This is a genomic window from Streptomyces sp. NPDC044033 (genome assembly GCF_056434425.1).
Genome location: NZ_JBWKFF010000002.1, coordinates 526,556 through 546,479, shown reverse-complemented (window position 1 = coordinate 546,479; position 19,924 = coordinate 526,556). Strand labels below are relative to the sequence as shown.

Here is a 19,924-nt window from a genome sequence, read left to right as displayed (position 1 = left end):
CGCCCGGAAGCGGCACCGCCCCCCGGCAGCCGCCGTACGGGGACAGCGCCCCCTGGCTTATGCCGTACGAGGCCGGTGCCCCAAAGCTCCTGCCGTACGAGGCCGGTGCCCCAAAGCTCCTGCCGTACGAGGCCGGCGCCCCAAAGCTCCCGCCGTACGAGGCCCCCGGCGTCCGGCTCGCGAGGTGCGGGGCCACTGCCCTCCGGCCCATGCCGTACGACACCGCCGCCTCACGCATCCCGCAGCCGCTCGGCGGCGGCCTCGGGCTCCAGCGGCGTGAAGAAGATGCCGCTGCCCAGCTCGCCGGCGGCGATATAGCGCGGCACACCCGGCGACCGCCACACCGAGACGATCTCCACGTACAGATGCGCCCGCGGCCAGACGCCGCCGTCCGTCGGGTGCTGGTGCACCCACAGGAAGTACGGTGCCGGGCCGCCGAAGAACCGGTCGAACCGGCCGGTCACCCCGGCCAGCAGCCGCGCCAGCGACCGCCGGTCCCGCGCGTCGCAGTCCGGCAGACCGGCGATGTGCCCGCGCGGCGCCAGCCGGACCGTATACGGGTAGATCGGCGCCCGCGGCACCCACGCCGACCAGTCGCCCTCCTCGGCGACCAGCAGCTCCTTGGCCGGACCGGCGCACAGCGGGCAGTCGGCCCCGCCCGAGCCGCCGTCCCTGCCATCGCCATCGCCGACGCCCAACTGCGCGGCGGCCGTCGGCGGCACCTGTGCCAGGCCGAACGCCTGGCCGTGCGGATGGTCGACGGTCGCGCCCGCCTCCGCGCCCCGGTTCTCGAAGAGCAGCACATAGCCCACGTCCGGCAGCGCCCCCAGCGAACGGGTGCACTCGTCCCACAACCCGACCGCGCGCAGCGCCTGTTCCTCGCCCATCGACGCCCACGAGGCGGCGTGGTCGGGGGAGTACAGCAGGACCTCGCACCGCCCCGCCTCCAGCGCGGGCCAGCGGTTGGCGAACCGCCGCACCCGGTAGGGCTCAGGAGCCTCCAGGCCGCCGGGGCAGAACGGGCAGTCCACGCCGCGGGTGCGGGGCCGGCCCTGACGGCTGCCCCGCACCATGACGCGCGCGCCCGTGAGCGGATCCCTCCTCAACTCGGCCACGGAGCCAGTCCCTTCCCGGTGCTACGCGTCCGCACGGATCGCGACCCGGATGACGTCTTCCCCCGGCTCGTCCGCGAGGCGGAACGCCTTGTCCGCGTCCGACAGGTCCACCACATGGGTGATGACCTCGTCCGTGCGCACCGCACCCCGGCTCACCAGCCCCGCGGCGGCCGACATATAGCGGCCCGGCCCCATCACGCCGATCATCTCCATCAGCTTCAGCGGCCACCGCGCGGACTCCAGCTCCACGCTCCGGCCCATCCGGTAGCCGATGAGCCCCACCCGGCCGCCCGGCACCACCAGATCGGTCGCCAGCTTCACGGCGGGCGGCTCCCCGCTCGCCTCCAGCACCACGTCGGGCAGGCCGGCCGGCCCCCTGTCGGCGATCCACGCCGCCACGTCCTCGGGGTCGCTCAGCACCGTCTCGGCGCCGAGAGCCGCCGCCGCCCGGGCCCGCTTGGCGATGGGGTCCACGGCCAGCACGACCCGCGCCCCCACCGCGTGCACGGCCTGGAGCACATTGAGGCCGATGCCGCCGCAGCCCAGCACGGCGACGTTCTCGCCCGGCTCCAGCCGCACCCGGTGCAGCGCGTGCAGCGCCACGGCCAGCGGCTCCGCCTGGGTGGCGGTCAGCAGATCCGTTCCGGGCGCCAGCCGCACCATGTTCGCCGCGGGCACCGCGATGTACTCGGCGCAGGCGCCCGGATCGGTGAAGCCGAACTCCCGCAGCTCGGGGCACATCACCAGCTGGGACCGCCGGCACCAGCGGCAGCGACCGCAGCCCAGCGCGAGGTCGGCGACGACCTGGTCCCCCTCCGCGAAGCCGCCGCCGAGGCTCCGCACGACGGTGCCGCTCCACTCGTGGCCGGGCACGGCCGGGAAGGCGGTGCCGTGCCACGCGTTGTTGTACAGCGACACATCGCTGCCGCAGATGGAGTTGTACGCGACCTTCACCAGCGCCCAGTCCTCGGGGAGCGCCGGGTCGGGCACCTCTCGCACATCGATGTCACGGGGGCCGTTCAGGACTGCTGCTCGCATGCCGTGCCTTTCCGGTAGGTAGCCGGTAGGTGGAAGGAAGGGGAAGGAAGGGAGGGGGCTCAGCGGGGGCCGGGGACGTCGCGGAGCGACTGGGTGACGTAGTGGAAGATCATGCTGTGCATCGCCTCGGCCAGGCCCACGTCCTTGGTCGGGGCGTTCACCTCCAGGTCGGCCAGGTCCCGCAGGGTGCCGCCGGTGCCCGCCGTCACCGCGACGACGCGCAGCCCGGCCTCCTTGGCGTGCCGGGCGGCGGTCACCACATTGGGGCTGGTGCCGGAGCAGCTGATCACCAGCAGCCGGTCGCCGGGCGCCGCCATGAGGCGCAGCGGCTCCACGAACACCCGGTCGTAGCCGCAGTCGTTGGCGTAGGCCGTCAGCATGGAGAGGTTGTCGGTGAGGGCGAGGGCCCGCAGCGGCGGCCCGTCCCCCGTGTAAGCGCCCTTGAGGAGGTCCTGCGCGAGGTGGGAGGCGGCCGAGGCGCTGCCGCCGTTGCCCGCGAGGAAGACGGTCGACCCGTCGCGGCGGACCGCGTCGAGTTCGGTGATGAGCCGGTCGACCTGCTCGCCCATCGAGCCGAGCAGCGGGCCCGCCGTGGCCAAATATTCGTCCCATGGGCCCTGGTCCGGGCGGACGGGGGCGGCGAACGAGTTCTGTGTCATATCTGCGTCCCTGCAATCCTGTCGGGGAATCCGGTGCGCCGTGCCGACGGAGGCACCGGCTTCTCAGTGCACGAAGTCCTCTTCGACGTCGTGGTCGACGTAGCCCGCGCCGCGCAGATCGCCGGTCTCCCCGTCCAGTTCCTGCCAGTCGGAGAGGAACGTCGGACCGTAACCGAACGCCAGCAGCAGCCGGTCGCCGTCCGTCAGCTTCCGCCGGGTGCCGTGCATCAGAGCCTCGTTGAGCAGCAGCATGTCTCCGGAGCGGACGAAGACATCGCTCAGGGTGGGGAAGCCCGTATCGATCAGCGAGGTGCGCACCCCCCGTTCGGCGCGGGAGCGCAGCAGCGGGAAGTTGGCCTTGTGCGACCCCTGTACGTAGCAGAAGGAGCCGTCCTCCTGGGACTGGATGTCGCTCAGGTAGACCAGGGTCTTGACGTACGGGCAGTACAGCTTGCCGTCGTGGTAGGTGTGGGTGATCGACATGTCGCGGCCCACGGAGCCGCCGCCGAGGTCGAGGAGTTCGGCGTTGCCGCCGTGCAGATACAGCACGCTGTCCTTGGCGCGCCGCAGCCCGTACCCCTCCAGAATGCGCAGCGGCTGATTGACGACGTCGCGCACCGGCCCGACCAGCCGGTCGTCCAGGGCCAGTTCGCCGAAGACGGGGCTCGCGGACGGCAGGTCCTTGTAGCGCACCGTGTTCGCGAACCCGGGGTCCGTGGTGGCCAGCCGTTCCAGCTCCGACTTGTACGTCTCCACCTCCACGGGGCCGAACGCGCCCCGGACCACGAGGAACCCCGTGGTGTCGAACAGATACAGCTCTTCCTCCGAGAGTGCGGGCACGGCTGTCCTTTCGCGATGCCGGGGCGGGCGGGGCCGCGGCGGTCAGGTGAGGGCTTTCTCCAGGGCCGTCAGGACGAAGTCGACGTCGTCCTCGCTCATGCGGGTGTGCAGCGGCAGGCAGATGTGCCGGGCGCACACGTCCTCCGACACCGGGTGCCGCCCTTCGCGTGGTATCCGGCCGTCGAAGACCGGCTGGGCGTCCAGCGGCATCTCGTAGATCTCGCCGCCCAGGTGCACCCCCGCCTCCTTGAGGGCGGCCTTCAGCGCGGCCCGGTCCGTGGCGGGCTCCAGCAGCACCGCGTACTTGTACCAGCTGGCCGGCGTGTGCGACGGGAGTACGGGCGTGAGTCCGGGCAGCTCCGCCAGGCCCGCGGTGTACCGCTCGGCCAGCCGCTGCCGCACGCCGAGGAACTCGTCCAGACGGCGCAGCTGGGCCCGCCCGACGGCGGCGTGCAGCTCGCTCATCCGGGCGTTCTCGCCGAGCACGGTGTGGTAGCTGCGCCACAACTCGGGCTTGCCGAGGTTGCGGTAGCACCCGATCGACGCGGCCAGCTCGTCGTCGTCGGTGGTCAGCATGCCGCCCTCGGCACAGGTGATCACCTTGGTGGCGAAGAAGGAGAACGCGCCGGCCACCCCGAAGTCCCCGGCGTGCCGCCCGCCGAGGCGGCTGCCGTGCGCGTGCGCGCAGTCCTCGAACAGCCACAGCCCGCGCGCCGCGCACCAGTCGGCGATCTCCGGCAGCCCGGGGGTGATGAGGCCGCCCATGTGCACCACCAGAACGCCGACGGTGTCCTTGGTGACGGCCCTCTCCAGCGTCTCGACGGAGGGCGCGAACGTCTCCGCCTCCACATCGACCAGGCGGGTGCGCAACCCGGCGAGCAGTGGGGCCGCGGCCGTCGAGTAGAAGGAGTTGGCGGGCACCAGCACCTCGCCGGTGCCGCGTTCCGCCAGGGCCCGCAGCCCGCAGACGAGCGCCGCGGTACCGGACGCGAGCGCCACGGCGTGCCGGGCCCCGGTGTACGCGGCCATCTCCCGCTCGAAGGCCGCCACTTCCTCGCCCTGCGCCAGCTGTCCGCTCTCCAGGGCGGTGCGGATGGAGCCGAGGATGGTCTCGATGTCCTGCTCGGAGAAGTCCGGCCGTACGGGCACGACTTGGTGATCCGTCATCGGCCCGCCACCTCCGCGTCCGGCGCGGTCCGGCCGGCCGCGGCCAGCTGTAGGGCCAGCCCCTCGTCGATGCCGATGCGCGGGCTCCAGCCCAGTTGGCGCCGGGCCTTCTCGGTGGAGACGAAGCGCTGCGAGTAGACCAGTTCGCCGCGCCGGGTCGGCTCCTCCCGGTGGGTGATGGGTACGCCCCCGAACAGGGCGGACACCTTCTGCGCCAGCTCCAGGGTGGTGATGATCTCCGGCCCCTCCAGGTTGTAGACCTGGCCCGCCGCCACCGGCGCGGTCGCCCGGTAGAACGCGTCGGCCAGGTCGTGGGCGTGCAGGAAGGCGCGCCGCTCGGAGCCGTCGCCGAAGACGGTGAGCGGGCCGCCCTCGGCCGCGGCCCGCAGGAACGCCGAGACGACCAGGCCGGGCCACATGCCCGGGCCGTAGACGGGGCTGTAGCGGAGCACCGTGGACTCCAGGCCGTGCAGCCGGGCGAAGTCGCGGGCCAGCAGCTCCTTGGTGATCATCGAGGTGGTGTAGAAGTGGCCGGCGCCGGTCGGCAGGAACGGCTCGTCCTCGTCGATGGCCTCGGTCCGCATCGCGTTGTAGACCCAGCAGCTGCTCGCGATCACGACGCGGGACGCGCCGCCGGCCGCGGCGGCGGCCAGGACGGCCGTGGTCCCGGTGACGTTGGCGTCCATGGCCGTGACCGGGTCGGCCAGCACGGCGCGGGCGTCGGCGACCCCGGCGAGGTGCATCACGGCGTCCGGCCGCCAGGACGTGAACAGCTCGACCAGCTCGTCCTTGGCCGTGATGTCGATCGCCCTGCCGGGGAAGGGGTCTTCGGGGGTCCACCGGTTGTCGAGGACCATGACGTCATGGCCGGCCGACTCGAAGCGGCGGGCGACGTGCCGGCCGATGAAGCCGGAGCCGCCGGTTACCAGGCAACGCATCAGGACCTCTTCCGGACGCTGGGGGAGTGCGGGGCGGGGACGGGTACGGCGGCTGCCGTGCGTTCGCTGAGCCGGTCCTGCCAGGTGTCGGCGCTCTCGACGGCGCAGCCGTCGTCGGCGTCCGGCCGCTGCTCCAGCAGGGTCAGGAAGCGGTGGTCGGTGAGTTCCTCGGTGCTGTGCTGCTGGACGTCGCGGAAGTCGCGCCGGGTGCGCTGCTGGTGCGGCATCCGGTGGCCGACGCTGCCCATGCAGTTGCGGCAGGCGCCCAGCGGCTCGGTGCCCTGGAGATAGGCCAGCAGCCGCTGGGGGAAGTCCGGCTCGTCGGTGATCCGCAGGCCGTCCTCCCACAGCGGCGCCGTGCCTTCGAGGACCTGGGGCAGGAAGACGGATTGCGGGCACTTGAAGAAGTGCCCCTCGTACAGGGTGTGGCAGCGCCAGACGTGCGCGATCTGGCAGGTGTTGAAGATGCGCTGGACCAGCGACTTGTCCTGGGTTCCGTGCTCCGCGTACGAGTAGCGGAAGTGCGAGTAGTGCGAGATGTTCAGCAGGACGTCGTGCTCGGCCGCGTGGGCCCGCACCCGGGCCATCTTCTCCTCGTCGAGTTCCTGGTCCGGGTAGACGGAGATCTCGACCTCGTCCACCGCGGCCCAGAAGTCCTCGCGCATCCGGGGCAGCAGCAGGCCGTTGGTGCAGACCGTGATGTGCGGTGCGAGGCCCGAGGCGCGCACCTGGTGGAGGATGGGCACCAGTTGGGGGTGGAGGAGCGGTTCGCCGCCCAGCACCTTGACGAACTTCGCCGCGAACGACTTGGCCAGCAGCGTGAGATCGCGGGCGGCGGTGTCGGGGTCGATCAGGGACCGGCGGAAGACCGGTGAGAGATGGCTGCACGAGGCGCAGCCGAGATTGCAGTGGTGCGCGACGTTCAGCTCGCAGCCTTCCGGACTTACGACCTTGCCGTCCGTGATGTGATAGGTCATCAGTTCCTCATTCTCGCCAGGAGAACGTCGAATCGAAGGAGAGGGAGAAGTTGTTGGAGTAGCCGCCGAGGTAATAGCGGAGCGTGGGGCGTTCCGTGCAGGAGACGGGCTCGCGTCGCGCTCGCAGATCCATGGCCAGCTTGTCGTCCTCGCCGATCCGGTCGGCCTCGTCCTGGGCGTCGAAGGTGTCGCTGAAGGGGACCTCCAGCAGCAGTTCCCGCGCGAGCATCCACTCCCCGGTGTCCACCTCGATCACGGGATCCGGCACGCCGAGCGGATCGAGCCGGTCGCGCCGTACGCAGGACCCCGGCTCCACCACGCCCTTGGCCCGCAGCCGCTCGTACTCCGCGCGCCCCTCGGCCTCGTCCTCGGACCACGGCGAGCGCGGTTCGAGGTACGGGGTGCCGTCGGCGTTGACCATCCGCAGCTGGGAGTGGACGGCCCGGTGGCCCGTGCGGCCGGCGCACTCCAGCAGCGTTTCGAGGTGGTCGGGCTCCCATTCGTTGTCGTCGTCGAGGAACGCGACCCAGGGGCTCCGGCTGATCCGTACGGCCATGTTGCGCAGCCGCGAGGAGCGGCCGGGGCCGGAGACGTCGCGGGGGCCGCGGCCGACGAGCAGCCAGCGCACGTTCGGCGGCGGTTCGGGCAGCTCGCGCAGCGAACGGTAGGTGTCCAGGCAGTCGTCGATGACGATCAGATGCTCGAAGCCGCCCGGCGGGTGCTGCCCCTGGGCGCTGCGCACCGCCCGGCCCAGCAGCTCGGGCCGGGTGCGGGTGATCGTCACCACGGTGATCGGCACCGCGGCCGGCCGCTCGGGTCCGGGTGTTCCGCCGGCGTTCACAGCGGCAGCCTGCCGGTCCGGGAGCCGTCTTCGGTCAGCCGGAACGGCAGCTCCCGCAGCCCCGCCTCGCCCAGCGACCGCCGCACGTCGGCGTGGTGGTCCGGCGGGCAGACCAGCAGCAGGAAGCCGCCGCCGCCCGAACCGAGCAGCTTCGCGCCCCGCGCGCCCGCCTCCAGGGCCCGGTCGTGCAGGGCCTGGAGGTGCGGGCTGCTGATCCGTGAGCCGAGCCGCGCTTTGAGCGACCAGTGCTCGTTGACCAGTGCGGCCACGGCGTCCATGTCGCCCTGGGCCAGCGCGTCGGCCATGCCGTGCGTGATGGAGCGGATGGCGTGCAGCCGCCGCAGGGACTCGTCGTGGCCGTTGAGCGTGCGCTGGTTCTGCTCGGCGAGGATGTCGCCCGCGTCCCGGCTGATGCCGGAGTGGAAGAGCATCAGCCGCTCCTCCAAGGCGGCCCGGGAGGCGGCCGGCAGGTCGAGCCGGTCGGGGGCCACCCGGCCCGAGGGGTGGAACCGCAGCAGCCGGATTCCGCCGAACGCGGCCATGTAGTGGTCCTGCTTGCCGACCGCGCGCCCGAGGTCGTCGATCTCCACGGCGCTCGCGGTCTCGGCGAGCGCCTGCGGCGACAGGGCGCCGGGCGCGGCCGCCGCGTGCAGCAGCGAGACGGCGAACGCGGCGGATCCGCCGAGCCCGCTGCCGCTGGGCACGTCGCTGAAGGAGGCCACTTGATAGCCGCTGCGCAGCCCGGCGCGCAGCAGGCAGGCCCGCGTCATGGGGTTGGGGTGCTGGTGGGTGCGGTCGCACAGGTCGTAGCTGTCGGTGGCGGCCCGTACCCGGCCGTCGAACTCGCGGGGGAAGACGGTCACGCCGACGTACCGGTCGATGGCGCAGCTGATGACCAGCCCGCCGTGGCGCGACGAGTAGCTGGGCAGGTCGGTGCCGCCGCCGGCCAGCGAGATGCGCAGCGGCGAGCGGGCCGTGACGATGGCGGGCGCCGCCGGGTCGGTGGCGTCGGGGGCGGCCGGGGGAGGGGTGGGAGCCGTGGGCAGCGGCCAGCGGATGTCGGTCATGAGACGGTGTGCCCCTCGGCTCCCCGCGCTCCCTCGGAGCACTCCGCGCCACGGCGCAGCAGGTCGTGGACGGCGGCGGCGACATGGGCGTGCGGTACGGGCGTGAGGTAGTGCTCGTCCGCGTTGAGCGGGGCGCCGAGCGAGCTCAGCAGCACCATGGAGACGTCGTCGCCGTCGCACGAGCGGTAACCGCGCTTGTTGTCGAACGCGATGTGGTGCAGCACCGTCTTCGGCGAGATGCCCGCCGTCAGGCACCGGCAGACGCCCACCCGGTCGATCAGCTCCTCGTGGACGGCCACGGCCGCCTCGTCGAGCAGCCCCATCCGGTGCGCCACATCGGCCGCCGCGAGCATGCCGAGGGCGACGGCCTCGCCGTGCTTGAGCGCGGCCTCCTTGGGGCCGTGCGCCGTGCTGGCCAGTTCCAGGGCGTGGCCGATGGTGTGCCCGTACTCCAGGAGCAGACCGGAGTACTTCTCGTACGGGTCCTCGCGCAGCAGCCGGCTCTTGACAGCGAGGCTGAGGTCGAAGATCTCGCCGAGGTCGGCGGGGGTGTAGTCGGCCCGGCGCCGCAGCAGCCGGCGCAGCCGGGGGATCTGGGAGGGGTCGATCGCCAGGGCGTTCTTGACGGTCTCGCAGGTGCCGGAGCGCAGATCGCGGGGCGATCCCAGGGCGACCACCGCCAGGTCGACGAGGATCAGCTCGGGCGGGTGGTAGAGGCCGACCATGTTCTTGGCGTGCGAGGTGTTGACGGCCTGCTTGACCGAGATGACCGAGTCGCAGGCGGCGATCACGGTCGTCGGCACGTGCACGAGCCGCACCCCGCGGAAGAGCAGTCCGGCGAGGAGGCCCGCGATGTTGCCGGGGATGCCGCCGCCGACCGCCACCACCACGGTCCTGCGGGTGGCCCCGAAGTCGAGCGCCAGGTCGATGAAGCGGGACAGCGTCGCCAGGTTCTTGTGCTCCTCGCCCGGTGGATGGGAGAGCAGGAGCGTGGGGGCGGCGGCGTCGAGGACGCCGGCCAGTTTCGCGGCGACGACGTCCGCCACATTGTCGTCGGTGACCACGACGAAGCGGTCGGCCTGCATGCCGCTCAGCGTCTGGGCCATCGCGTCCTGCACGTCCTCGCCGAGCAGGACGCGCACCCGTTTGTCCGCCACGTCGAAGTGGCGCTCGCGCAATCGCCGTACGTCCGCCGCGATCTCGGTATCCGCGGGGGAGGGGGCTGCGGGGGAAGGGGCCTGAAGATCCATCGCCATCACTTTCGGAGAGAGTCGATACGCTGCTTCGCGATGCCGATCGCCTCCGCGGAGAAGTCGTTGCACGACCACTCGCGTCCGGCCGACTCGGCGGCCAGCGCCGTCGAGCCGATCCCGCAGAACGGGTCGACGACGCGCTCGCCCTCCTCCGTGAGCAGGCGGATGAAGTACAGCGGCGCCGCGACCGGAAAGCGGTCCGCGTCGGCCAGGCTCAGCCGCTCGGACACCCCGTCGAGATACGGGTAGTCGGCGGCGGAGTCCCCCATGGCGAGGAAGTTGCCGAACGGCTGCGTCAGATAGCTCTGGAACCCGCGCACCCGCCGGGTGTCGACCGGCACATCGGGGGTCCGCGACAGCCAGAACCACGTGGTGACGCAGTCGTGCAGCCGGATCCGCCGCTGGGTGACCCACTCGTCCCGCGCGTCGAGGAGTTCGGGGTTGTACCAGTAGAACTCCTGGAGAAGGTGCCAGTCGCCGCGCGCGAGCAGCCGGCTGATGGCGGCGAAGTTCTGCACGGTGCGCACCGGCCGGTCCCGCGCCCAGCCGCAACCGGTCTCGATCACCACGCTGCCGTCCGGCCGCAGGACCCGGGCGAACTCGTCCATGTAGCCGTCCAGCCAGTCGCCGAACGCGGGGTTGGTCGGGTCGTCGGACGACGGCTCGTAAGGGCCGGTGAACCAGGGGGATGTCACCACCAGCCGCACACTGGCGGCGGGCAGCGACCGGAGGAAGGCGGTCGCGTCGCCCTGGGTCAGGGTTCCGGCGGCGGTGGCGGCCACCGTGCGTACGGTGGTGCCGGTCTCGGTACGAGCGCTCATCGAGGGCCTCTCGCTCGGCGACGGGGGGATCGGGGCGACGGCTTCAGGACAGGGGGAGCTGGGCGCGGGCCTTCTCCAGCGCGGTGACGACGAGCTCCATGCGCTCCGGCGCCGCGAGGAAGAGGCGGTGCGGCAGGACCACGGCGTTCTCGCCCGCGAACTCGGCCGCGGGCAGCTCGAACCGGGTGGGGTCCAGCGGCTGTACGCCGCCCGCGCCCTTGGTCCAGCCGGAGCGCAGCGGCTGGTAGAGGACGTTGTGGTGGAGCGCGGAGTCGATGGGTTCGACATGGAGGCCGAGCGCCTGGGACAGCACGGTGGCCACCGCGTCCTTGGCGCCCGGGCCGAAGACCGCCGGATCGAGCCGGACGCAGTACTGGTAGGCGGCGTCCGCGGTGAGCGCGGCCGGCCGCTTGAGCGGGCGCGCCCCGTCGAAGCCGTCGAGCAGCTCCTCCAGCCGCCGCATCGAGGTCCGCCGGCGGTCGTTCTCCGCGTCCAGCCGGGTCAGGCCCTCCAACGCCACCGCGGCGTTGAACTCGCTCATGCAGTAGTTGTAGCCCTGCACCCCGGGCAGCTCTTCGAGCTCCAGCTCGCCGACCGGCGCGACGCGGTGGCCCCGGCCGTCCGCCCGCTTGCGGAACAGCCGGTCGTGGACCGTCGGGTCCGAGGTGACGGCGACGCCGCCCTCACCGCAGGTCAGCAGCTTGGTCTGCTGGAGGCTGAAGGCGGCGGCGTCGCCGATCGAGCCGAGCCGGCGGTCCCGCCACATCGCGCCGTGCACGTGCGAGCAGTCCTCCAGGAGGGCGATGCCGTGCCGCTGGGCTAGGGCGGACATCGCGTCGAGGTCCACCGCGGAGCCGTACAGGTGCACGGCCATGATCGCCTTGGTGCGCGGGGTGATGGCCGCCGCCGCGGCCGCGACCGACATGCACAGGGTGTCGGGCTCGATGTCGACGAGGACCGGCACCGCGCCGACGCGGAGCACGGTCGACGCGCAGGCCACCCAGGTCAGGCCGGGCACGAGCACCTCGTCACCGGCCTCGACGCCGAGCGACTCCAGCGCGATGGTGAGTGCCGCCGAGCCGTTGCAGGTGGGTACCGCGTAGGGCACTTTCATGAAGTCGGCGAACGCGGTGGCGAAGGAGTGCTCGTACGATTCCTCGCCCGTGTAGGCGCCGCTCACCGCCCAGCGGCCCGACCTGAGCGCGGCGAGCAGGTTCTGCTCGGTCTGCGGGGAGTGCGTCGGCCACTGAGGCCAGGGGAGAGCGTCGGTCATCGTAACCCTCCGATGAGGTCTCGGTCAGTCAGCGGATGGGGGAGGTAGGGGAGTTGGGGGGTGCTGGGGCATGGGGGTGCCGACGAGGGGGTGCGGACGAGGGCCCCGGGGGCGGGGGCTGCGAGCAAGCGGAACCGTGCGAACGTGCTGGACGTGCCTGACCTGCGGGACGTGTCTGACGTGCTGGTTCACGGGAAAGCGCCGCGGTGGTGGGGATGGAGCGCGGTGCGCGGGGCCGGGCTGGGGGAGTGCGTCTGAGGGACGTACTGGCATCCATAGGAGCGGGTGATCCGCGGTCTGAGCGTACGCCCAGTGTTGATGCGCCTGTCAACCATGGTGAATGGTGATGGCTTATTGCCGCCCCGTGTTGTCCGCTGTAGTTGTGGCGCGTGGGGCCGAGCGGGCGTGGTGAGCGTGCCCGGGGGGCAAAGCCGCGGCTCGAAACGTACCGGACGGGCTGTTCCCGGCTGGCCGAAAAGCCATCAACCCATGCGTGTATAGGCCCTGTTGTCAGCTGTGACGGATGAGGGTTGACTGTCTTGCGACGCCGCCTCCCGGTGGCGTCCGCGACGGGGACGTGCGGAATCGGCTCTCATGCGCCCGTGAGGCCGCCGCAGGCAGGGGCGAGAAAATGACCAGAGGCGAGTCGGCGGCATCGGGCCACTCCAACAGGCCGATCCTGCGCAAGCTCGACCGACGGCTGAACGAGCTGATCACCGCGCTCTACCCCGAGGAGCGCAAGCGGCCCGGCTACGCCCGGCTCGCCAAGGAGATCAGCGAGCAGACCGGCGGCGCGATCTCGGGCACCTACCTGTGGGAGCTCGCCACCGGCCGCAAGCGCAACGTCACCCTGGAACAGCTCGACGTCCTCGCCGAGTTCTTCGGCGTGCCCCCCGGCTACTTCCTGGACGACGAGGTCGCCGAGCGCGTCAACGCCCAGTTGGCCCTGGCGGCGGCGCTGCGCGACACCCGCGTGCGCAACCTCGCGCTGCGGGCCGACGGACTCTCGCCCGCCAGTCTCGACGCACTGCTGACGATGGTGAACGAAGCGCGCAAATTCCAGAACCTGTCGACCGATGAGGACCCCGACCATCCCATTACCACGGAGCGCTGACCGGGGCCGGCCGCCGCCGGCCGCACGAGGTTCGCCGACGCACTCGAACCCGCCCGAGCCTCTTCCAGTCCTCTGGGGGCCGTCCGCCGACAGGCGCGATCCACGCGCCTCGAACATGGTCGTAGGAGCACCGCATGCACCCTCGCGACATCCGGATACGCCGTCGCTGCAACTCCGCGCTGGCCCGGCTCGACCCACCGCGGCCGTTCTCCGTGACAGCGCTCTGCGACCAACTGGCCGAACAGCGGCGACGCCCCATCCATCTGCACCCACTGCCGCCGCATGCCGCGGCGTCGGGGACATGCGGCATGTGGCTGGCGACCGAGGCGGCGGACCACATCTTCTTCGAGCAGCGGACCGGACGGCTGCATCAGGAGCACATCGTCCTGCACGAACTCGGCCACGTCCTGCTGGACCACTACGCACTCGGCCCGGACGGCGACGGAGCGGCCGGCCTCCTGCCCGACCTCGATCCCCAGCTCATCCACCGCCTCCTGCGGCGCACCAACTACACCACGCCCCAGGAGAAGGAGGCCGAAACGCTCGCCGGACTGATACGGACCCGGGCGGAGGCGGCCGGCCGACGGCTCGACGGGGTACTGGGCAACCTCCAGGCCGCCATGGGCGTACGCGGTTGATATGTATCCGGGGCTGACCACGTGCGTCGCCGGGTTCGAGGCCGCCTCGACCATGCTGCTGTTCGCCGCCGTCCTGTGGCGGCTGCCCTCCGTCCTGCGGCGCCCCCAGGAGCGCCTGCTCTGGGGCACGATGGCGCTGACCGCCGCCTCCATGGCCATGAACATCCCGCCCGTCGCCCACCTGCTGAGCGACGGCCCCGCCACGGTCTGCACCGTGGCCCTGGCCAGAAACATGATCGGGGTGCTCTCCGCGTGCGGCGTGCTGTACTTCGTCGCCGCGTCCGGCGGCAACCGGCGGTTCAAGAGCGCCGCTCTGCTCGCCGTGACGATCATCCTGGCCGCCATGGTGTTCATCGCGTACGGCGTGGACCCCCTCGGCCCGGACGCGGTCACCGACCCCACCGGGACCCCGCGCACCGCCGGCTACTGGCTGCTCCTCGGCTCGACGCACCTGGTCGCCGACACCGCCTGCGTCGTGATGTGCCGGCGCTACACCGGCCGCTGCGCGGACCGGAGCCTGTGCGTCAGCCTGGCCCTGTTCGGCTGGGGAGCGGTGTTCGCCGGCATTTTCTGGGCCGGCCGGCTCATCGGGCTCCTCATCCCGGTCGAGGACGCCGACCCGTATCTGCGGATCGCGCTGGGACTGCACGCCGTGCTGCGCGCCGCCGCCCTGCTCGTACGCGACCTGGCCGCCGTCGCCCGCGCCGCGTCGGACGCCCGCGCGATCTGGCGGCTGTGGCCGCTGTGGCGGGACCTGGTGGCGGCCGTGCCGCACGTCGCCCTGAAGAGGTACCGGTGGCGCGGCACCGAGCTGCTGTGCGCTCCCTCCCACTGGCGCTACCTCGTGTACCGCAAGGTGATCGAGACCCGCGACGCCATCCTCGTGCTCCAGGACTACGCGGGCCCGGCCACCTTGGAGCGCGCCCGCGGCCATGTCGCGGCGGCCGGCCTCCCGGCCCGCGCCGCCCGCCCCGCCGTGCTCGCCTGCGTCATCCGCGAAGCCTGCGCGGCCAAGCGGGCCAACCTCCGGGAGGCCGGCCAGGAGACCGCGGCCATCGAGGTGGACCGCGGTGAACTGGCCGCCGAGATCGACTTCTTGCTGGAGGTGGCCGAGGCGTACACCTCGGCCCCTGTGAAGTCCTTCGTGAAGTCCTCCGGGAAGTCTCCCGACAAGCCCTTCGACCATCCCTCCGGCAACTCCTCCGGCAAACTCTCCGGCAAGCCCCGCGGGACCCGCCCCGACCGGCAGCGGTTCGGCCGTCAGCCCAGATCGAAGGCGTTGCGCAGCCCGAGCCGGTAGCGGAACTCGTCGTCGGCCTTGAACGGCGCGAGCTCGGGCGCGCGGTACAGCGGCGTGACGGCACACCGCTCGGCCCCCGAACCGGTCGCGTCCAGAAGGGCGTTGACGGCGGCCCGCGCGGAGGCGTTCGCACCCTCCATCGTCGCGAGGTCCACATCGGTGGCCACGTAGTCCCCGGAGAGGAAGAGGTTGGGGATCGCGGTGTGCGCGGTGGGCCGGTTGTACCAGGTGCCGGTCGGATGGATGAACAGCTGCTCGTCATTGACCGGGTGCGGAGTGCCGATCACGACGGCCGGGTCGAGGAACCAGGAGTGCAGCGCTCCGTCGCGCAGCACCGTGCGGCCCGTGTCGTTGAGCCCGGCCTTCATCTGCGCCCACACCTCCCGCGCGACCTCCTCGCGCGTGCACTCCTTGGCCGTCTTGCCGTAGAGGATGCCGGGCCGGCCCCACTCGGAGACGTCCACCGACAGGCAGTCGGCGGCCGCCCCGTCGCCGTAGTCGCGGGGGAAGTCGCGCCCGGCCCAGTACTGCGCCTGCCCGACCGCGGTGATCGACCACGGCGAGTCGATGTGGTTGATGTGCCCGTGCAGGATCGGCGTCGGCTCGGTCAGATAGAACTGAATGCCCGTCATCCAGTCCGTCTCCAGCTTGTCGCAGCGCGCCAACTGCGGGTCGGCGGCCCGCACTCGCGCGTTCCAGGTGGTACGGGCGTGCTCCACCGGCATCGCGGAGACGAAGTGGTCGGCGGTGACCGACTGCCGCGCGCCCCGCGCGTCCGTCACCACGGCCTCGGTGATCCGGCCCCCCGCCAGCGTCAGATCCCGCACGGCCCAGCCGGTACGGAACTCCACGCCCAGCGACCGCAGATGGGAGGCCCAGGGGTCGATCCACGCCTCATTGGTGGGCGCGTTCAGCACCCGGTCCGGCTGCCCGTCCGCGCCGCGCCCCAGCAGGTTGAAGAAGAACGCCTCGAAGCAGTTGGCCACGGTCTTGGTGCTCGCGACCTCCGCCTTCGTCGCGACGATGTTGCGGGTGATGCCGATAGCCAGCAACTGCTGGTAGTTCTTCGACATCTTCGCGGCCTTCAGGAACTCCCACCACGGGGTGCGCTCCCAAGTGTCGAGCCGCCGCTTGTCGCAGCTGGTGAAGAAGACCAGGATGCGGTTGACGAAGTACGCGATCTCGTGGGCGGGCAGCTTCGAGAAGGTCTCGAACAGCGCGGTCAGCGCCCGCAGCACCGCGTCCGGGGTGAGCACGGGCGGCGGGCTGCCGACGATCTGGAACGGCAGCCGGATGTCCTCCTGGCCGATGCGGGCCAGCATCACCTCGGAGGAGGCGACGAGGTTGTCGTGGCAGCCGTTCGCGTTGCCCGCGAACGGGATGCGGCGCAGCGTGTCCGGCAGGTTCCGGTACCAGCCGGGGATGAAGCGGAACCCGTGCTCGCCCGGCAGCGGTCGGCGGCCGCCCCGCGCGCTGCCCGGCACGTCCATGCTGCGGGCCTTGCCGCCCAGCGCCTTCTTCTCGTACACCGTCACCGTGAATCCGCGCTCGGCGAGTTCGTGCGCGGCGGTGAGCCCGGCGACGCCGCCGCCGAGCACCGCGACGCTGCGGCCCGCCGCGGCGCGGCGCGGCGCCGCCGTCGCCCGGCCGGTCAGCGCGGCCGTGCCCGCCACCGCCGCGGCCCCGCCGATGAAACCTCTTCGGGTGCTGCCGGTACCTTCCATGCCCCTGATCCCCTACCGTCGGTAACCCAGTACCTCAGGCGCAGGAGCATAGAAGCGGCGCGCCGACCCCGGAAGGCAACCGCCGACACACCCGCACATTGGCGCGAAAGAGACCGCGGCACGGGGCAGGCTGGAATCACCGGCAGCCGCGGAGCAGCCGTCGCCCGGGAGGAAACCAAAGTGGAACCACCGGCGGTTGCGAAGAGACCGCCGCCCGCGAAGAAGAAGACGAAGGGGCAGCGTCATGGCAGCAGTCCAACCGCTCTCGCACAAAGACGTCGAGGAGCGCCTCCAGGAGCTTCCCGGCTGGTCCACCGACGGCGACCGCATCAGCCGTGAATACACCTTCGACGGCCACTTCCAGGCGGCGGCGATGGTGATCCATGTCGCGCAGATCCAGGAGGAGCTCGGCCACCACTCCGAGCTGAACCTCGGTTACAACAAGATCACCATCACCGTGAACACGCACAGCGCGGGCGGCAAGGTCACCGGCCTCGACGTCGAACTCGCCCGCCGTGTGGAGGAGATCGCCCCGGGGCACGGCGCGCGCTGACGGGGCCGGGGACGGGGCCCGCGACGCTCGCACGGGCCGACGCCGGGCTCACCCATGTCCGTACGGCCACGGCCGACACCGGGCGCCCGCTCAGGCCCGTACGGCCACCGGCGCCCGCGCACGGCAAGGCCCGCTCACGTCCGTACGGCCGCCACTGGAGCCCGCGCACCGCGCACCGCTCACCGCGAGCCGCACGGCCCGCCGGAGTACCGGCGGGCCGTGCGGTGGTCGTCGACGGGCGCGGACTACTGCACGCGGGTGTCCGCTTCCTCCTCCGTCGTCTCGTCGGGCAGCCGCACGTCGATCACGGCGATGTTCACCTCCACGACCTCCAGCCCCGTCATCCGCTCCACGGCGGAGATCACGTTCTCCCGGACGTCGCCCGCCACCTCGGTGATCGGCACTCCGTACTCGACCACGATGTCGAGGTCCACGGCCGTCTGCCGCTCGCCGACCTCGACCTTCACCCCGCGCGTGACGTGCGAACGGCCGCCGGGCACCCGGTCGCGCACCGCGCCGAGCGTCCGGGCCAGCCCGCCGCCGAGCGCGGCCACGCCCGGCACCTCGCGTGCGGCCATTCCGGCGATCTTCTCGACCACGCCGTCCGCGATCGAGGTCTTCCCCCGGGTGGCGGGCGCGGTGCCGGCACCGGCGGGCCCGGCCTGCACGGTCGCGCCGCCACCCTGCGGTATCCCGCCGGTCCGCGGCTCGTTGACCGCGGTGGTGGCCGTCTTCGGGGACGTCGACATGGGCTCTCTCCTCGGATCGTCATCGGATCGCTCGTCCTGACACCTGTTCGGACACGGCCCGTCGCCTTGCGTCACGCGCCGCCGCGGATTTCCTATTCTTCGCTCACCGCGTGAGGAACGTGGTTCCCGTACGTCGAACAGGATGGCGGCAGGACCGGACGAACGGAACCGCGCCGAACGGAACGGCGAGGAAAGGAGCCGGTGAGTGCCCGAACGCAGCGACACCCTGCTGGCGGTACGGGCCGGGGAAGGCGACGAGGGCGCGTTCGAGGTGCTGGTCCGACGGCACAGCGCGACGCTGCTCAGCCTGGCGACACGCCTTCTCGGCAGCCGTGCCGACGCGGAGGACGCCGTACAGGAGGCATTCGTCAGCGCCTGGCGCAGGCTCCCCGACTTCCGCGGCGACGCCGCCTTCTCGACCTGGATGTACCGCATCGTGACCAACCGCTGCCTCAACATACTGCGCGCCCGCCGCCCCACCCAGGACCTCGCCGCGATACCGGAACCGCCCGCCCCGGAACACGCGGCGTCCCCGGTCCGCGCGGTCGAGGGGACGGCGGCGGTCGAGGCGCTCACCGTCGCCCTGGCCGGGCTCACCCCCGAGCAGCGCGCCTGCTGGGTACTGAGAGAGCTGCACGGACTGTCGTACAGCGAGATCGCGGAGGTGGTGCGGATCAGTGAGCAGTCCGTACGCGGCAGGATCTTCCGAGCACGGCGCTATTTGACGGAGGCGATGGGCGCATGGCGCTAGACGACGCGACCGACGACGCCACCCTGCCGTGCGGCCGGACGCTCAGCTCGGTATGGGAGAGCGCGGGCGACGACCCGCACGTCGCCGACTGCCCGCACTGCCAGGAGGCGCTGGCCGGGCTGGGCGTCCTGGACACTTACGTACGCCAGGCGCGGGCCGCCGCGGACCCGCCCGCGGAGGAGATCACCGCACGGGTCATGGATCTCGTACGGGCCGAACTGCGCCCCGGCCGGCCGCTGCCGCTCGGCGACCCGGACGAGGACGCCTGGATCGTGGAGACCGCGGCCGCCCGTACCTTCCGCGCCGCCGCCGAGAGCCTGCCCGGGGTCCTCGCGGGCAGCTGCCGCATCGTGCCGCTGGACCCCGAGGCCGCCCGCCGCGCGCCGCCGCCGGGCTCCGCCCCGTACCGGGGGCCGCTGCGGCTGGCCCTGGAAGTGGCGGCCACCGTGGACTGGACGGTGCCCGAACTGGCCGACCGGGTACGGGTCCTGGTCGCCGACGCGGCGCGCCGCACGGTCGGTATGGACGTCGCCGAGATCGACGTCTCGGTGGTCGACATCCTCGACGAGGAACCTCCGACGCCCCAGGACACCGGCCGGGGCACCACTCGGGACGGCGAAAGGGGACCCCGATGAGCGGCACCGCACCGGAGACCGCCCGCGTGCTGACGGCGGCGGCCGACGCCGCCCGCGCGACGCCCGGCGTCGCCTTCCTGCGCCCCGGCCTCGCCGACGTGGTGCGCGGCGCGGCCGCCCGCCGGCTGCCGGCGGGCGCGGGAGGCGCGGTGGCCGCCTGGGGCGCCGCCCGGACCCGCGTCGCGGGCGTACGCGCGGAGCGGCTGCCCGGCGCGGGCGGCTGGCAGCTCCGCGTCCACCTGGCCGTGCGCCGCGGCCACCAGGCCCTCGGCGTCACCCGCGCGGTGCGCGAGGCCGTATCGGCAGCCGTGATCGCGGCCGCCGGCACGGAGCCGGGGGAGCCGGCGCCGCGCGTCGGCGTGACCATCACCGTCACCGACATCACCTGACACGACGACGGCGTTCAGGGCCCGTCGACCGGTGGGCCGTTGCGGAAACGGCAACAGGGTTTGGCGGAACGGCCGGGCTTGG

The 19,924-nt window shown here is 72.4% G+C and carries 21 protein-coding genes; 7 read left to right on the top strand and 14 right to left on the bottom strand.

The features are described from left to right. Positions 1 to 230: 230 nt before the first annotated feature. The 12 genes from AC07AB_RS05990 to AC07AB_RS05935 form a co-directional block, all read right to left on the bottom strand. On the bottom strand, positions 231 to 1,115 hold the full coding sequence (locus AC07AB_RS05990; RefSeq protein WP_478560711.1) for a galactose-1-phosphate uridylyltransferase: 885 nt from the start codon (positions 1,113 to 1,115) through the stop codon (positions 231 to 233). A 21-nt stretch (positions 1,116 to 1,136) separates the two neighbouring features. Beyond that, a complete protein-coding gene (locus tag AC07AB_RS05985; protein ID WP_478560708.1) occupies positions 1,137 to 2,153 on the bottom strand; it encodes a zinc-dependent alcohol dehydrogenase in 1,017 nt (338 codons plus the stop codon). 59 nt (positions 2,154 to 2,212) lie between these two features. Further along, positions 2,213 to 2,812 carry an SIS domain-containing protein gene (locus tag AC07AB_RS05980; protein ID WP_478560705.1) on the bottom strand — a complete coding sequence of 200 codons (600 nt, stop codon included), beginning with the start codon at positions 2,810 to 2,812 and terminating at the stop codon, positions 2,213 to 2,215. Between the two features lie 63 nt (positions 2,813 to 2,875). Continuing rightward, positions 2,876 to 3,652: a phytanoyl-CoA dioxygenase family protein gene (locus AC07AB_RS05975; RefSeq protein ID WP_478560702.1), complete on the bottom strand. Its 777-nt coding sequence runs from the start codon at positions 3,650 to 3,652 to the stop codon at positions 2,876 to 2,878. 42 nt (positions 3,653 to 3,694) lie between these two features. After that, positions 3,695 to 4,819 (bottom strand): DegT/DnrJ/EryC1/StrS family aminotransferase, encoded by a 1,125-nt coding sequence (locus AC07AB_RS05970; protein WP_478560699.1) that lies wholly within the window; start codon positions 4,817 to 4,819, stop codon positions 3,695 to 3,697. Next, positions 4,816 to 5,757 (bottom strand): NAD-dependent epimerase/dehydratase family protein, encoded by a 942-nt coding sequence (locus AC07AB_RS05965; protein ID WP_478560696.1) that lies wholly within the window; start codon positions 5,755 to 5,757, stop codon positions 4,816 to 4,818. The genes AC07AB_RS05970 and AC07AB_RS05965 overlap by 4 nt, the downstream gene beginning before the upstream one ends. Next, a complete protein-coding gene (locus AC07AB_RS05960; protein WP_478560693.1) occupies positions 5,757 to 6,734 on the bottom strand; it encodes a radical SAM protein in 978 nt (325 codons plus the stop codon). The genes AC07AB_RS05965 and AC07AB_RS05960 overlap by 1 nt, the downstream gene beginning before the upstream one ends. A gap of 7 nt (positions 6,735 to 6,741) precedes the next feature. Then, positions 6,742 to 7,575 (bottom strand): glycosyltransferase family 2 protein, encoded by an 834-nt coding sequence (locus AC07AB_RS05955; RefSeq protein ID WP_478560690.1) that lies wholly within the window; start codon positions 7,573 to 7,575, stop codon positions 6,742 to 6,744. Continuing rightward, on the bottom strand, positions 7,572 to 8,642 hold the full coding sequence (locus AC07AB_RS05950; RefSeq protein WP_478560688.1) for a GHMP family kinase ATP-binding protein: 1,071 nt from the start codon (positions 8,640 to 8,642) through the stop codon (positions 7,572 to 7,574). Before AC07AB_RS05950 ends, AC07AB_RS05955 begins: the two co-directional genes overlap by 4 nt. Then, entirely contained in the window at positions 8,639 to 9,892 is a 1,254-nt protein-coding gene (locus AC07AB_RS05945; protein ID WP_478560685.1) for a 2-deoxy-scyllo-inosose synthase, read from the bottom strand. The genes AC07AB_RS05950 and AC07AB_RS05945 overlap by 4 nt, the downstream gene beginning before the upstream one ends. Positions 9,893 to 9,897: 5 nt before the next feature. Next, positions 9,898 to 10,716 carry a DNA-methyltransferase gene (locus tag AC07AB_RS05940; protein ID WP_478560682.1) on the bottom strand — a complete coding sequence of 273 codons (819 nt, stop codon included), beginning with the start codon at positions 10,714 to 10,716 and terminating at the stop codon, positions 9,898 to 9,900. Positions 10,717 to 10,759: 43 nt separating this feature from the next. Then, a complete protein-coding gene (locus AC07AB_RS05935) occupies positions 10,760 to 11,989 on the bottom strand; it encodes a DegT/DnrJ/EryC1/StrS family aminotransferase (protein ID WP_478560680.1) in 1,230 nt (409 codons plus the stop codon). 631 nt (positions 11,990 to 12,620) lie between these two features. Here AC07AB_RS05935 and AC07AB_RS05930 point away from each other — a divergent pair. The 3 genes from AC07AB_RS05930 to AC07AB_RS05920 all read left to right on the top strand — a co-directional run bounded on the left by AC07AB_RS05930 (position 12,621) and on the right by AC07AB_RS05920 (position 15,041). After that, positions 12,621 to 13,103, top strand: coding sequence for a hypothetical protein (locus tag AC07AB_RS05930; protein WP_478560677.1), 483 nt, complete (start codon positions 12,621 to 12,623; stop codon positions 13,101 to 13,103). Positions 13,104 to 13,237: 134 nt separating this feature from the next. After that, the gene (locus tag AC07AB_RS05925) at positions 13,238 to 13,741 is read left to right on the top strand and encodes a hypothetical protein (RefSeq protein ID WP_478560674.1); all 504 of its coding nucleotides are present in this window, start codon (positions 13,238 to 13,240) and stop codon (positions 13,739 to 13,741) included. Between the two features lies 1 nt (position 13,742). Then, positions 13,743 to 15,041 carry an MAB_1171c family putative transporter gene (locus tag AC07AB_RS05920; RefSeq protein ID WP_478560671.1) on the top strand — a complete coding sequence of 433 codons (1,299 nt, stop codon included), beginning with the start codon at positions 13,743 to 13,745 and terminating at the stop codon, positions 15,039 to 15,041. Here AC07AB_RS05920 and AC07AB_RS05915 read toward each other — a convergent pair. Beyond that, positions 15,002 to 16,765 (bottom strand): hydroxysqualene dehydroxylase, encoded by a 1,764-nt coding sequence (locus tag AC07AB_RS05915; RefSeq protein WP_478560668.1) that lies wholly within the window; start codon positions 16,763 to 16,765, stop codon positions 15,002 to 15,004. The genes AC07AB_RS05920 and AC07AB_RS05915 overlap by 40 nt on opposite strands. A 244-nt stretch (positions 16,766 to 17,009) precedes the next feature. Here AC07AB_RS05915 and AC07AB_RS05910 point away from each other — a divergent pair, with 244 nt between their 5' ends. Further along, complete coding sequence (locus tag AC07AB_RS05910) at positions 17,010 to 17,318, top strand: 4a-hydroxytetrahydrobiopterin dehydratase (protein WP_478560665.1); 309 nt, start codon at positions 17,010 to 17,012, stop codon at positions 17,316 to 17,318. Positions 17,319 to 17,563: 245 nt separating this feature from the next. Here the strand turns inward: AC07AB_RS05910 and AC07AB_RS05905 are convergent, their stop codons facing one another. Beyond that, positions 17,564 to 18,067: an Asp23/Gls24 family envelope stress response protein gene (locus tag AC07AB_RS05905; RefSeq protein ID WP_478560662.1), complete on the bottom strand. Its 504-nt coding sequence runs from the start codon at positions 18,065 to 18,067 to the stop codon at positions 17,564 to 17,566. 205 nt (positions 18,068 to 18,272) lie between these two features. Between AC07AB_RS05905 and AC07AB_RS05900 the strand changes: the two genes are divergently transcribed. From AC07AB_RS05900 to AC07AB_RS05890, 3 genes are read left to right on the top strand one after another with little or no spacing between them, the layout of a single operon-like run. Further along, on the top strand, positions 18,273 to 18,818 hold the full coding sequence (locus AC07AB_RS05900) for an RNA polymerase sigma factor (protein WP_478560659.1): 546 nt from the start codon (positions 18,273 to 18,275) through the stop codon (positions 18,816 to 18,818). Then, entirely contained in the window at positions 18,809 to 19,453 is a 645-nt protein-coding gene (locus AC07AB_RS05895; RefSeq protein ID WP_478560656.1) for an Asp23/Gls24 family envelope stress response protein, read from the top strand. Before AC07AB_RS05900 ends, AC07AB_RS05895 begins: the two co-directional genes overlap by 10 nt. Further along, positions 19,450 to 19,842, top strand: a complete 393-nt coding sequence (locus AC07AB_RS05890) for an Asp23/Gls24 family envelope stress response protein (RefSeq protein WP_478560653.1) — start codon at positions 19,450 to 19,452, stop codon at positions 19,840 to 19,842. Before AC07AB_RS05895 ends, AC07AB_RS05890 begins: the two co-directional genes overlap by 4 nt. The last annotated feature ends 82 nt before the right edge of the window (positions 19,843 to 19,924 follow it).